The sequence below is a fragment of the Thalassospira sp. GO-4 genome (assembly GCF_023588965.1).
Lineage (GTDB): Bacteria > Pseudomonadota > Alphaproteobacteria > Rhodospirillales > Thalassospiraceae > Thalassospira > Thalassospira povalilytica.
This window is the reverse complement of record NZ_CP097807.1, coordinates 51,659-64,596: the sequence shown is the minus strand read 5'-3', so window position 1 is coordinate 64,596 and position 12,938 is coordinate 51,659. Positions and strand designations below refer to the sequence as shown.

Below are 12,938 nucleotides of genomic sequence, written 5' to 3'. Positions count from 1 at the left end.
CCAAGCGATCTCGGCACAGTGCTTTCCCCCCGAAACTGTAAAAGTGCCGTAACAATTCATGTAGGAGAGTTTGGAAGAATTTCTATTCCCCCTGCCCGGTTTTTCCCGGAAATGTGCGTCATACCCCTGATCTGGAACGAAAAATAAGTATCGGGAACATCTCCACCATCACAATTTATCGTCACTTTATTGTTGAAATGTCATTTCTGTTGGGAGGCCCTGAAATCTCTGATAGCATCGAACAAAACACTGATCAGGGATGTGTCATATGGCATTGCATTTTGAACGCCAGGAACTGGCAAACCGCCGCGCACGAACAATTGAAAAGCTCGAAAAGGCCGGTCTCGACGGGCTGTTGATGTTCCGTCAGGAAAGCATGTTTTACCTGACCGGGTATGACACATTCGGCTATGTGTTTTTCCAGTGCCTGTATCTTGGTGTTGACGGTCGGGTTGCACTGATTACGCGGGCACCTGATCTGCGACAGGCGCAACATACATCCGATATCGACGATATCCGCATCTGGGTCGATGGCCCTGACGTCAATCCGGCCTTCCAGTTGCACGACATGCTGGCTGAATTCGGCTGTGGTGGCAAAACCCTTGGTGTCGAGTATGAGGCCTATGGCCTGACCGCGGCCAATGGCAAAAAGCTTGAAACCGCGCTGGACGGCTTTTGTACGCTTCAAGATGCATCGGGACTGGTTTCCGAATTGCGCGTCGTCAAAAGCCCGGCCGAACTTGATTATATCCGCAAGGCTGCCGAACTGGCTGATGACGCATGGGATGCTGCGCTTGATACGGTTCATCCCGGCGCATTCGAAGGCGATATTCTGGCGGCGATGCAGGGCGCTATTTTCGCAGGCGGCGGGGATTATCCGGGCAATGAATTCATTATCGGTGCCGGGCGCGATGCCTTGTTATGCCGGTATTTCACCGGGCGCAAACATATCGCCCAGACCGACCAGATCACTTTGGAATGGGCGGGTGCCTATCGGCACTATCATGCGGCGATGATGCGCACCATCCCGGTTGGCAAGGCCCTGCCCCGGCATATTGAAATGCACAAGGTCGCAACCGATGCGCTGGTTGCCTGCCGCGAGGCGCTTCGCCCCGGCGAGCCGATCGGCAAGGTGTTTGATGCCTATGCCAAGGTCTGTGATCAGGCCGGAATGCGCGCCCATCGGCTCAATGCCTGTGGCTATTCGATGGGCACGACCTTTGCCCCGAACTGGATGGACTGGCCGATGTTCTATCACGGCAACCCGGTGATTGCCGAACCGGGCATGGTATTCTTCCTGCACATGATCCTGATGGACAGCGAAAGCGGGATTGCCATGTGCCCAGGCCATTCGGTCATTGTCACCGAAACCGGCAATGACAGCGTATCGCGCCATGGCCTTGATCTGATCACGCGTTGATCATGCAAACAAAGGGCAACCTGTGTCGGGTTGCCCTTTGCATTTTCAGTCCAGTCGCTATGCCGATTTGATATCGATCCGACACCGATCAAACATTGGCGCCCCCGCGCCATCTTTGTCAGGCTGAGATCAGACCTAGATCAGGCCAAGTTCGGCCTTCATGGCTGCGACCGTGTCATCGGCCGTCTTGTCGAGTTCGGCAATCCTTGCATTGATCTCGTCGCCAAAGGCGCCGTCATATCCTTCAAGGCGGCGGGCTTCTTCGGCAAGTTTGGCTGCTGCCATATTTGCCGCCATCCCCTTGATGGTGTGGGCCGCTTCGTGCAGGGCCTTGCTGTCATGATTGCTTGCCGCATTCACCAGTCGCGCGCGTTCTTCCTGATAGGATGAGCTCAGCAACCCGACCAGCATGCCAAAATGTTCTTTGCCCAATGCTGAACTGACTTCTGCGAACCGGCTTTTATCGATCAGATCCATTCATGTATCTTTCGTCACAAGTCGTGGTTTCAGACCGTACACATCCCCGATATCCGGGACGCTACATTATTGATACTGCATCCGACCATGAACCGGATCACCGCCCATATCGATACCGCATCCCCGCGGCATCATGATGCATGTTCCAGCACCGCTTTCGCCCAGTTTACCGTGGCGTCGTCTATGGCCTGCATATGCCGGTATTTTTCGAACTGGTTCGCGATCAGCACAAGCCGTTTGTCAAAGGCCGGCGGACATTCAAGACTAAGAAGCTCCTCGGCAAGCGGGTCAAAGGCCGCATTCTGGAATTCCAGCGAAAGACTGATCCGTGGTTCGGTGGCATGTTTGCTGGCCCGACCACCCCAATGATACAAATCCTGCCGCCACCCCATCACCGCCCCGGGTTCGGCCGGTAACGCCCTGACATCCTGCAACAAAACGTCTTGCGGTTTCATTACCGGCGCACCATAACACCTTTCGAAACAACGCGGCAATACGTACATACAGCCGTTTTCCGGGCTTGCCTTGCTCAGTGGCACCCACAGTGAAAGACTGATCAGCATGTCATCGCCAATGACGCTTTCGCCCTGATAATCGCGGTGGGGCGGCCAGCCGCGCCCGCCTTCGCCCGGATCAACATGCCAGGCCCAGAAATGCGGCAACAACGCAATCCGGTCGCCCAGAAAATGGCTAAGCAACGGTCGCAGGCGCAAAAACACCTGCCATGCCTCGTCATACAGATAGATCAGCGCGGGCGACATGCCATTGGCAACAAGGGTTTCGATCCCGTCACGCAATTTGGCAAGTTCGGCAACCGGCAGAACATCCTCGATCAGGAAATATCCCTCGTCCCAGAAACGCTCTGAAAGCACACCACCATCAAACCCGCCGTCACGCGCCCCGATTTCCTCGATCGCGTGACCGATTGGTGCGCCATCAGAAATCGACAATTGCGGATTAAGCTTTTGCCACTGTTCGGGCAGCATGGCGTTTTTCGGTGTGATCATCGACAAATGTCCGGTATTGAAGGTGGCCGGACGATACGCAGCACCCGCCCTATTGGCAAGTCCCCTTCGGCCATGGCAAAACGGTCCGTGGCACTGGTTTGCCCGTTCAAAAACGAGTTTGGCTCTTTCAATGGCACCCAACATGACATCATCCCGGACGCCCGCGCCCATCAATCATGGTGGCGCCATTGATGCTGCTGCACGCAAATACGGTATTCCGGCCAAAGAATGGCTTGATCTGTCCACCGGGATCAATCCATGCCCCTATCAGGTTGATGACATCCCCGCCATTCAGTGGCAACGCCTGCCACTGGCATCCGAACTGACAGCCCTTGGGGATGCTGCCTGTGCATATTACGGCATCCCAGATCCGGCTTACCTTGCCTGCGCACCGGGGACCCAGGCGCTGATCCAGACCATCCCGTTCTGGATCAGGGATCATGTCGAAGTGTCTGCCGTGCATATCATGGGGCCGACCTATGGCGAACATGCGCGTTGCTGGGACCGGGCCGGTCACATTTGCCACATCCATGAAACCGCGGCAGATGCGCGTCTTAATCATGCAAAACGGCTGCTTGCATCGGCAGGTCCGGGCACCGTCATCATCATTGTCAATCCGAACAATCCCGATGGCGGCCTTATCCCGGTAAAGGATATCTGCGAACTATCCCGGCTTGCCCGGCAGGCCGATAGCTGGCTGATCATTGATGAAGCCTTTATGGATTGTCAGCCCGATCAGTCGGTCTGCCCGATGATCGCGGATTTACCCCATACATTGGTGCTGCGTTCCTTTGGCAAGTTTTTCGGACTGGCCGGTACCCGGTTGGGGTGTGTTGTCATGGCCCCCGATCTGGTCACATCGCTAAGCGAACGCATTGGTCCATGGGCCATTCCCGGCCCGACAATGACAATCGCCACCCGGGCATTTGCCGATACAGACTGGCACCAAGGAACCAGACAACGTCTGCATGCCGATGGTCTGCGACTGGATCGGGAAGTTACGACCAAGACGTCGCTTGCCCTTTGCGGGGCGACCGATCTGTTTCGCTATTATGATGGCGGCGACTGTGCCGAACTGGCGGATCATCTGGCGCGGCGCACCATTCTGGTGCGGTTGTTTGATCACGACCGCGCCAAGATCCGGTTTGGCTTTCCCGGTACGTCAGATGACTGGCAACGCCTGATCAGCGCACTTGACGACTGGCAGGATCGTTCATGACGGCAAAGCTTTGCGCCGCTTCTGACCTGTCGGGATCGCAAATGTCTTACAGACCGTTTTCTTCCCAGGATTGTTTTTTACGGTAAATCGTTGATGGGCTGACGCCAAGCGCATCGGCAGCCCGCGGAATGGATCCGCCGCAACGTTCGATGGCTTCTTCAATCGCCTGTTTTTCCACCTGCCAAAGTGGCCGGATTTCACCAAACCCCAGTCCCGGCGCCCCGAGACCTTGCGACGGCATGCTTATGCGGTCATTCGATGCACCATTGGTGCCGACAAGCTGGCTGCTTTTGTCTGACTGGTGATTTTCAACAACCTTGCGCATCTGGCGCGCCCCGGCCAGAAAGGCCAGCGCCTCGGGATCGCCTTCCCACAGCCGTCCACTTCCCCCGGAATCACGCGAGACCACCGGATGGGGCGGCGGGGCTTCGATTGTCGCAGACCCGAAACGGTCATCCTCGGTCCCGCTATTGACCGGACGCGGCACCATGGCAAGGGTGACTTCGGTACCGTTATTCAAAACAACGATATTTCGGATGATGTTTTGCAGCTGCCGGATGTTTCCGGGCCAGGTATAGCGCGCAAACAGGGCGGATACTTCCGGACTGAATTGTTCGAAGTCACGGCCTTCTTCGCGGGTGTAGCGTTGAAGATAGAAATTGGCGATCTGAAGGATGTCGTTATCGCGGTCGCGCAGGGGCGGCATATGAAGCGGGATCACATGAAGACGGTAATAAAGATCTTCACGGAACCGCCCGGCACGCACTTCTTCAAGCGGATCACGGTTGGTCGCACAAACAAACCGCACATCGACCGTTTCAATCGAACTGCCACCGACTTTCTGGAATGTGCCGGTCTGGATGAAACGCAGAAGCTTGGTCTGAAGATCCAGATCCATTTCGCAGATTTCATCCAGAAACAGTGTACCGCCTTCGGCCCGGTGTGCCGCACCTTCGCGGTCGGAAACCGCACCGGTAAAGGCCCCTTTGACGTGACCGAAAATCTCGCTTTCCATCAGGTCCTTGGGAATGGCACCACAGTTCAGCGGTATGAACGGTTCCTTGGAACGTTCTGACCGCCTGTGAATGGCTTCGGCGGCAAGTTCCTTGCCCGTACCCGATTCACCGGTGATGAACACGGTCGCGCGGCTTGGTGCGGCATTTTCAATGATGCGATAAATGTCGCGCATATTGTCCGACCCGCCGATGATGTCAAAATACATCTCGTCGGTGTCCGCCCCTGCAAGGTCCACATCAGGTCCATCGGGAATTGACGGCGCACCGGCCAGCGCCTTGGTCACGGTTTCACGCAATTTGTCGGCAGTAAACGGCTTTAACAAAAAGTCCCATGCCCCTTCGCGCATGGCTTCGACCGCAACATTGACCGATCCGTGCGCGGTGATGACGACTATTTTGCAATCCGGGCAAATCTGGGCAGCACTGCGCAGCACGTCACGCCCGTCCATGTCAGGCAGAACAAGATCAAGAACCAGAACATCGGGCGGGTTTTGACGCAATCGTTCAATCGCGTCCGTGCCATTGACCACATGATCAACCAGATGACCATCCGCACGCAGGTAGTCTTGATACACACGCGCAAGCGACAATGTATCTTCCACAATTACAATGCGTGCCTGATCTGGCATTTTCGTGTTCATGTCCCGATATAGCCACTATGGCCCAACATACCGATAGAGCTGTGTTCGTCACAACTGCTAACATTCTTGCAGTGGCTTCCTAAAGCATACACAATCAGACTAAGGTTAAAAAAGGCATAGTTTTTACGCCGTTACCTGCCACCAGGAGTACCAGTTTTGAACTACAAGACAGAAACCGCCGACGGGACCACAAAAGTTGAACTTAGTGGTCGTTTTACATTTGGTGACCATTCCAGTTTTCGCAAACTGATCGAAGAGATCCGCCCGCACGGCTCGGACACCTATGTCCTCGACGTTGCCGGTGTGGAATTCATCGATTCCGCAGGCCTTGGCATGCTGCTGCTTGCCCGTGACGAAGGCGAAAAGACCAACACATCCGTGGTCATTCGCGGCGCACAGGGACAGGTCAAGCGCATGCTTGAAGTCGCCCGCTTCGATACTTTGTTCAAATTGGAAGACTAAGATATGACTGCTGGCAAAGAAAGCCGCACCGCCCATTCGGTCGCCATTGCGCAGTCGCTTGCCCAAAGCGACATTGATGCCCTCCTTGCCAGCAGTTCTCTCTGGGATGCCCCGGATCGTGTTTCAGTCAAAAGCGTTACGGGGCAAACACCCGAAGACTTTTCGCACAACAGGCGGTTTTCGGTGTGTTTCCTGCCATCCGGTGTCGGACGGGAATGGCTTGGCGGCCTGACCCGTCTGGACTGCGACACGTTTGTTGAATGTTCATCTGAAATCGATTTCGCCGATCTGGCACCGCTGATCCCGACAAATGGCGGGCGCAGCCATGCGCTTTCGGTCTGTATGTCAACGCGCAGTGCCTATCACCTTCCTGTCGCGCGCAAATTCGTGACTGCCCTGCGCCATCGTGGCCTGATCGCTGAAAAAATCGCGGCAACCGTTGAAATGGCGGTTCAGGAAGCCTTCGCCAATTCGCTTATTCACGGCAATCTCGAACTCGATACCAGTGGCCATCTGTCGATGGACAGCTTCACCGAACTGGGCGAAGAAACCAAACGCCGGCTGGCGTCAAGCAAGCATGGCGCACGTGTCATTCTGTTGACCGCACGCCGCAAAAAGAACGGCCATATCGTGATTACCGTCAATGATCAGGGCAATGGCTTTACCCCGCCATCGGATTCCTGCTCAACCGCGGTGGCCGGGCGCAAAACAACATTTGGCCGCGGATTGCCGCTGATCAAAAGCCTGTGCCATTCTGTCAGCTTTTCGCGCAGCGGGCGCAGCATCGAGCTGCAATTTGATCAGGACAAGGCCGACCTTCTGACGACATCGGATATCTTTGTATCCGAACTGGACGGTAATAAAGACCAGGCCCCCGATACCGATATCCGCAACCCGCAAAATGCAACCATTCTGATTGCCGATGACACGATGTTGTCGCGCGAAATCATCGCGTCCTATCTGCGATCGGACGGGTTTACCAATCTGGTCTTTGCCAAGGACGGCGAAGATGCCCTTGATCAGGTCAAAATCCATAATCCCGACCTGATCATCCTTGATATCATCATGCCGAAACTTGATGGTTACGGGGTGTGCAAGGCCATCCGTGCCAATCCGGATTACGCCGAAACCCCGATCATCGCCCAGACCGCCCTTGAAGAAAACGAAGGCCGGACACGGATATTCGATGATGGCGCGACCGACCTTATCCTTAAGCCGCTTAACAAGGCGGAACTGATCGCGCGCACACGCATTCATCTTGAAAACCGGCTTCTGGTCAAACAGTTGCAAGCCTATCAGGAACGCACGCGTTCTGAACTGACCATGGCGCGCGACATGCAGGAAAACCTCAACCCCACCCCGGAAAACTACCGCGGCACCGGTATTGATTACGGGCTTCGGATCAGTGCGACTTTCCAGATGTCATCGGAACTTGGCGGCGATATGTGGGGATTGATGCCGATCGACGAACACCGGCTTGGTGTCTATATCGTCGATTTCGCCGGACATGGTCTTGGTGCTGCGCTGAACACATTCCGGCTGCATTCCCTGATCTGGTCTGATCAGCTCCATGACCGGGAGCCGGGCGAATATCTTGAAAACCTGAACCGCCATCTCAAGGGGCTTTTGCCGATCGGGCAATATGCCACCATGCTGTACGGGATCATCGACCGGGTCGAAAGCAAGTTCACCTATGCCAGTGCGGCCTGCACATCCCCGGTTCTGGGCAACAGCCTGACTGGTCAGGCACGGTATCTGGACGGATCGGGTGTCCCGCTTGGCGTGGTGCGCAATGCACGTTACGAAACCCGCGAGGTGCCGTTTACCGGTGCCAATTTCCTGCTGCTTTACAGTGATGCGCTGATTGAAACCACACTTGATGACGGCCAGTTCCTGAGCGAGGAAAAGCTGCTGTCGATGCTGCGTGAAACCATTGTTGAAAGTAAGTCGGAAATTGATCTGGCCGCCCAGATTGCCGATCAGTTCATGGACCGCGCCCCGGCTCAGCTTGCCGACGACTTTACCATCGTTTCGTTGCAATCAACGCCAATCCCCTGCGCCATTTGATGCAGGGGACATTCAGGCATCAGGAATGGTAACGCGCCCGTCCAAGCGATGAATGGACCAGATCACCAAACGGTTCGGCGTCACTCCAGACAAACTGGCTGTGATCGACCATCGGTTCGGCCCGGTCACGCATGACGATATCGCGTTTTTTGGCTTCGATGCGTCCGGCAATAACCGTGCGCACCAGATTGGCAAGCCCCTTGCGCGCTCCGGCATGATCGGGCTCAGCCGCAAGAACATTACCCAACTGATCCAGCGCCCGCATTTTATCCCGGCATCCCAGAAGATCGGCGGCCAATACCCGTAACTCACGGGCATCGGGACGCAAACTGATGGCGATTTCCAGATGTTCAAGCCCGGTGTCACGACGGCCCGTCTGGATATAAACCCGGGTCAGTCCCAGATGGGTCGCGGCATCAAGATCATCAATCAGCAACGCCCGACCGAACGCATTCAGCGCAAGATCACTCAAACCAAGATCAAGCAGAACATGCCCCAAAACGCGCAGCCGCGCCGGTTGGCTTGGCAGACTGTCAATCAGTTGACGCAGACGCGTGCGGATTTCGGGGGCAAGGTCAATCTCCCCCGCGATTGCGATTTCAGATGTCTGCGAAATCTGTGTTTGAGACGACATTGCCAGATGCCCCGTTCTCGCCAAAAACCGGGAACCATTGTCATTTTGGCCTGATGGCAATGATCCCGTTCAGAACAGATTAACGTCATCTGGTTGCGGGAAGATTAACCGAGTCGCACCGATTGCACCGTTTGTTGTTTTTCTGACACAGGCAGGATATTCACGCCCGAAGCGCATCCGAAAGTGCCATCAACCGTGGTTCCCGGTCCGGGCGGGCAAAGAAATAGCCCTGCATCAACCGCCCGCCAAGCGCCATGACCGCATCGCGCTGACTTTCGGTTTCAATACCTTCAAGCACGCAATCGATATCAAGATTGGCACACATATCGACAACGGTTTTAACAATACGGCGGCTGCGTTCGTTATTGGCAAGCGGTGTGATGAAGCTGCGATCGACCTTCAACGCGTCAAATTCCAGTTCATGCACATAGCGCAGACTGGAATAGCCGATCCCGAAATCATCCAGGGCGACACGTGCCCCATGCTGGCGCAAATAGCGGATGCTGGTGCGTGCCGCGGCGAAATCGCGCAAGAATGCAGTTTCGGTAACCTCGAATGTCAGCCGTGCGGGATCGATATTCTTGTGCGTAATCTGTTCGATCAACCATTCAACCGTATCGGACAAAACAATATCGCGGGCTGACAGATTGAACGATACCTGCACATTCCCCGGCCAACCCGCCATATCTTTAAGCAGCTTTTCAAACAACACACGGGTCAGGAAACTGACCTGGCCGGTCTTTTCGGCGACCGGGAAAAACGTTGCGGGCGAAACCCGGCCCATTGTTTCGCTGTCCCAACGTGCCAGGGCTTCAATCGAATTGACCCGGCCGGTCTTGATGTTGAAGACCGGCTGATAATGAAGCGACAATTCCCGCGAAAGATCAGCCTTGCGCAGGGCCTGCTCGATCTGGGAATCATGACGGATCAATGTTTCATGGTGGGCTGCAAACAGCACCGGTTCGCCCGGGCAATTTTTCTTGGCGTGATAAAGCGCAAAATCCGCACGTTCGAACAATCCGTTCGAATTGCGTGCCACACTTGGATATGTCGCAAAACCAAGGGATGCGGATACCTGAACCGTGATGTTGCTTAGAACAAATGGACGGTTCAGCGCCTTGCACAGTTCACATCCGAGTTCGATCAGTTCGATGGCATCGCGGCCTTTGGTCAGAATGACGCCAAATTCATCACCGCCAAGGCGTGCCAGCAATGTTTCATCCCCAAGAATACGGCGCAACCGCATCCCGGCCTGGATCAGCAACTCATCACCGATCGGATGACCATGCACGTCATTGACCGGCTTGAAGCCGTCCAGATCAATCATCGCAACGGCAAACTGGTCATTGGGACCGGCCTGCGCGACCGTTTGTTCGAGCATGGCAAAGAAGGCCCGGCGATTGGACAGCCCGGTCAATGCGTCAATCAGTGCAAGCGCCTCATTCTGGCGCGACAGCTCGATCGTTGTCTGGTGCTGATCTTCAAGATCAAGCTGGGTATCGATCAAACCGGCAAAGTTGGAATAAAAACTTCGGATGATCTGAATGATCATCACCGACACCAGCGCCATATTCACCGCAATCGCGACATAGACTTCATTGCCGCTCAACCCGAAAAACATGACAAAGGTGCCAAGAACGATCACCACCACCAGCATCGCGGCGGGCGGGAAATTGACCAGACAAAAGATGCAGCCAACAACGGTGATCGAAATGAAATAGGCAACATGCCCCTTCTGATACGGGTCGCCATAGCCAAACATCGTGATCGCCCATGCCGTGAAAAGCACGGCGATCGCCGCCGCCAGAACCCGTATTTTGCGCAGATGCCCGATACAGACCGCAATGTCACTGACATCAAGCCCCGCCCGGCTCCATGAAATGGCGCGCACAACGCACACCACCGCAAGAATGCCGATGGCATAAATCGTCAGCCAGTCCGGTGCGACCCCGTAATGGGTGTAGGCCAGCGCAACCGCATTGGCCAGCAGCAACATGTAAAGCACCGGTATCTGCCGCGACAGGGCCCTTACCTGTGCACGGATCAGTTCCGGTTTCTCTGTATGTATTCTGAAGATATCGGCAACACGTTGCCCAAACTCGCCGACTGCCACGGATCAGGAACCTAATACTTTCATTGTCGTAGCAAAATACTACACAGAATTTATATTAGATAACATACCTTGATCGCCAAACTCGCCAAAAGCGCGTATTTATTTATAAAACCACCACTTTAAGCGGTTTTGGCTGTACCACACAAACTGCGCACCAACGGGCCCGTTAGCCGCCTTTTCCGGTCGGTTTGACCACTGGCTTGTTTGATGGCTTGTCTGTTGCTTTGCGCTTTGCAGTCTTGCGCACTCTTTTGCCCCTGGCATCCTTGATCGTCCGGGCACGATGGGCCGCGCCAAGTGCCATATGGGCAAACGCCATCAGTTGATCGCCATCCTCGATCCATTCACCGGGCACTTCGAAATAGGACAGTGTCTGCGCGCGTCCCGATGGCACAACAAACGGCGCCATGCCCATCTCATCATATGCCTTGCGGGTTTGTTCATCCCCCTTGAGATAGGCAACATCATTGGCAACGATGGCAAAAAACACCCCGTCGCAATAAAGGCCAAACCCGCCAAACATCCGTTTGATCCGGATCGCGCCCAAAGGCGCAAGGATCTCTGCAAATGTCAGAACAAATTCGTTATCGACCGATGCCATTAAGGATTTCGCCTTCAACACCTTCGGAAATCAGGTAATCGCGCAAAGAACGCCCCGGAACCGGGCGGTATTTGCTGGTTGAAATTTCCATGCCCCGGATACGGTCGGCCCGAAACACCCGGAATGCTTCGCGCAATTCGCACCAGCACGCCAACAGCCAGGTACTGCCAAAGAACAGCATTCCCAACGGCCAGACACGACGTTTGGTCTCGTCGCCCTTGGCATCGGTATAATCAATATCAATCAGGTTGCGTTCCCGAATGGCCCGCCTCAGATCCGGCATCGAAATCGAAATCGGTTCCTGTGCAATTTCGGCAACGGCAATCGGCACCCCGCCAATCAGACCGCGCATTTTTTCCGGCAGGACGGCTTCGATCTTGGTCAGGGCATCTCCGGCCGCGCGGGCCATCTGCGGATCGGTCCAGCTTTGCACCATGCGGGCTGCAACCACCAGGGCCTCGATCTCGTCGGCATCAAACATCAAGGGTGGCAAATCATACCCGTCACGCAGGATATAGCCGACACCGGCCTCGCCTTCGACCGGGACACCGGACGCGGCAAGATCGCGAATATCGCGGTAAATCGTACGTTCGGAAACTTCGAGTTCCTCGGCCAAATCACATGCCCGGCACAATTTCCGGCGGCGCAAGATTTGAACAAGGCGAAATAATCGGTCGGCCCTTCTCATGATCGCTCCTTCGTCATCCTGCCCTGAAAATTATCATACCGCTCCTGACAGGCTCCTGTCAGGAGGGATGTGCAACCATTGAGAAATCGGGACAGGATCAAACACCAATGTCAGGAGCACGACAATGAAAGTCACCAACTCATACCCCATCATCATCACCGACAAATTCACCCAAAGCCGTGCCTTTTACAAAAAGCTTGGCTTTACCCCGGTGTTTGATGGCGACTGGTATTGCCAGCTTGTCTGGTCGGATTTTCCGTCCGTTCAGCTTGGCCTGATGAAACCGGGTCACGAAACCCAGCCAGCCATATTCCATGCCGCCACCCTTGGCGAAGGCAGTGTGATGTGTCTTGAAGTCGAAGATGCGGGAACTGCCGCCCGCGAACTGCGCGATGCCGGTTTCGAATTCGCCATGGATGTGCGTGACGAACCGTGGGGGCAACGCCATTTTGCCTTGCTTGATCCCAATGGCGTGCGCCTTGATATCGCAAGCCAGACCGGGAAAATCGCACCGGAATATGCCCATCACTTCCTTGATGATGCCCAGGCCATTCTGGCCTGATCCCCCTTGCGCCAAACCGCACGACTTGGAC

General features: G+C 55.2%; 12 protein-coding genes. 5 read left to right on the top strand and 7 right to left on the bottom strand.

The features are described from left to right. Positions 1-268 precede the first annotated feature (268 nt). A complete protein-coding gene (locus M9H61_RS00315) occupies positions 269-1,420 on the top strand; it encodes a Xaa-Pro peptidase family protein (protein ID WP_250282767.1) in 1,152 nt (383 codons plus the stop codon). Between the two features lie 135 nt (positions 1,421-1,555). On the opposite strand, the gene M9H61_RS00310 is transcribed toward M9H61_RS00315, so the two are convergent. Continuing rightward, positions 1,556-1,897, bottom strand: a complete 342-nt coding sequence (locus tag M9H61_RS00310) for an Hpt domain-containing protein (protein WP_250282765.1) — start codon at positions 1,895-1,897, stop codon at positions 1,556-1,558. Between the two features lie 131 nt (positions 1,898-2,028). Then, on the bottom strand, positions 2,029-2,904 hold the full coding sequence (locus tag M9H61_RS00305) for a phytanoyl-CoA dioxygenase family protein (RefSeq protein WP_250282763.1): 876 nt from the start codon (positions 2,902-2,904) through the stop codon (positions 2,029-2,031). Between the two features lie 142 nt (positions 2,905-3,046). Between M9H61_RS00305 and cobD the strand changes: the two genes are divergently transcribed. Further along, positions 3,047-4,123 (top strand): threonine-phosphate decarboxylase CobD, encoded by a 1,077-nt coding sequence (gene cobD / locus M9H61_RS00300; RefSeq protein WP_250282762.1) that lies wholly within the window; start codon positions 3,047-3,049, stop codon positions 4,121-4,123. Positions 4,124-4,169: 46 nt separating this feature from the next. Here the strand turns inward: cobD and M9H61_RS00295 are convergent, their stop codons facing one another. Then, positions 4,170-5,768 (bottom strand): sigma-54 dependent transcriptional regulator, encoded by a 1,599-nt coding sequence (locus tag M9H61_RS00295; protein WP_250282760.1) that lies wholly within the window; start codon positions 5,766-5,768, stop codon positions 4,170-4,172. A 168-nt stretch (positions 5,769-5,936) separates the two neighbouring features. Between M9H61_RS00295 and M9H61_RS00290 the strand changes: the two genes are divergently transcribed. After that, positions 5,937-6,242, top strand: a complete 306-nt coding sequence (locus tag M9H61_RS00290) for an STAS domain-containing protein (RefSeq protein WP_101247874.1) — start codon at positions 5,937-5,939, stop codon at positions 6,240-6,242. A gap of 3 nt (positions 6,243-6,245) precedes the next feature. After that, positions 6,246-8,309 carry a SpoIIE family protein phosphatase gene (locus M9H61_RS00285; protein WP_250282758.1) on the top strand — a complete coding sequence of 688 codons (2,064 nt, stop codon included), beginning with the start codon at positions 6,246-6,248 and terminating at the stop codon, positions 8,307-8,309. A 19-nt stretch (positions 8,310-8,328) separates the two neighbouring features. On the opposite strand, the gene M9H61_RS00280 is transcribed toward M9H61_RS00285, so the two are convergent. The 4 genes from M9H61_RS00280 to M9H61_RS00265 form a co-directional block, all read right to left on the bottom strand. Then, positions 8,329-8,943 (bottom strand): hypothetical protein, encoded by a 615-nt coding sequence (locus M9H61_RS00280; RefSeq protein ID WP_250282755.1) that lies wholly within the window; start codon positions 8,941-8,943, stop codon positions 8,329-8,331. 160 nt (positions 8,944-9,103) lie between these two features. Next, positions 9,104-11,056, bottom strand: coding sequence for a bifunctional diguanylate cyclase/phosphodiesterase (locus tag M9H61_RS00275; protein WP_250282753.1), 1,953 nt, complete (start codon positions 11,054-11,056; stop codon positions 9,104-9,106). A 166-nt stretch (positions 11,057-11,222) separates the two neighbouring features. Beyond that, positions 11,223-11,657 (bottom strand): TfoX/Sxy family protein, encoded by a 435-nt coding sequence (locus M9H61_RS00270; protein ID WP_250282752.1) that lies wholly within the window; start codon positions 11,655-11,657, stop codon positions 11,223-11,225. Next, positions 11,641-12,345, bottom strand: a complete 705-nt coding sequence (locus M9H61_RS00265) for a YafY family protein (RefSeq protein ID WP_256469472.1) — start codon at positions 12,343-12,345, stop codon at positions 11,641-11,643. The genes M9H61_RS00270 and M9H61_RS00265 overlap by 17 nt, the downstream gene beginning before the upstream one ends. A gap of 124 nt (positions 12,346-12,469) precedes the next feature. On the opposite strand from M9H61_RS00265, the gene M9H61_RS00260 reads away from it, so the two are divergent. Beyond that, positions 12,470-12,907, top strand: coding sequence for a VOC family protein (locus M9H61_RS00260; protein WP_250282748.1), 438 nt, complete (start codon positions 12,470-12,472; stop codon positions 12,905-12,907). Positions 12,908-12,938: the final 31 nt, after the last annotated feature.

What these genes read in the sequence shown, in the direction of transcription:
- M9H61_RS00265 (WP_256469472.1), bottom strand. Translation starts at nt 12,345, where the DNA reads ATGAGAAGGGCCGACCGATTATTTCGCCTTGTTCAAATCTTGCGCCGC.
- cobD (WP_250282762.1), top strand. Translation starts at nt 3,047, where the DNA reads ATGACATCATCCCGGACGCCCGCGCCCATCAATCATGGTGGCGCCATT.
- M9H61_RS00260 (WP_250282748.1), top strand. Translation starts at nt 12,470, where the DNA reads ATGAAAGTCACCAACTCATACCCCATCATCATCACCGACAAATTCACC.
- M9H61_RS00305 (WP_250282763.1), bottom strand. Translation starts at nt 2,904, where the DNA reads ATGATCACACCGAAAAACGCCATGCTGCCCGAACAGTGGCAAAAGCTT.
- M9H61_RS00310 (WP_250282765.1), bottom strand. Translation starts at nt 1,897, where the DNA reads ATGGATCTGATCGATAAAAGCCGGTTCGCAGAAGTCAGTTCAGCATTG.
- M9H61_RS00280 (WP_250282755.1), bottom strand. Translation starts at nt 8,943, where the DNA reads ATGTCGTCTCAAACACAGATTTCGCAGACATCTGAAATCGCAATCGCG.
- M9H61_RS00315 (WP_250282767.1), top strand. Translation starts at nt 269, where the DNA reads ATGGCATTGCATTTTGAACGCCAGGAACTGGCAAACCGCCGCGCACGA.
- M9H61_RS00295 (WP_250282760.1), bottom strand. Translation starts at nt 5,768, where the DNA reads ATGCCAGATCAGGCACGCATTGTAATTGTGGAAGATACATTGTCGCTT.
- M9H61_RS00285 (WP_250282758.1), top strand. Translation starts at nt 6,246, where the DNA reads ATGACTGCTGGCAAAGAAAGCCGCACCGCCCATTCGGTCGCCATTGCG.
- M9H61_RS00270 (WP_250282752.1), bottom strand. Translation starts at nt 11,657, where the DNA reads ATGGCATCGGTCGATAACGAATTTGTTCTGACATTTGCAGAGATCCTT.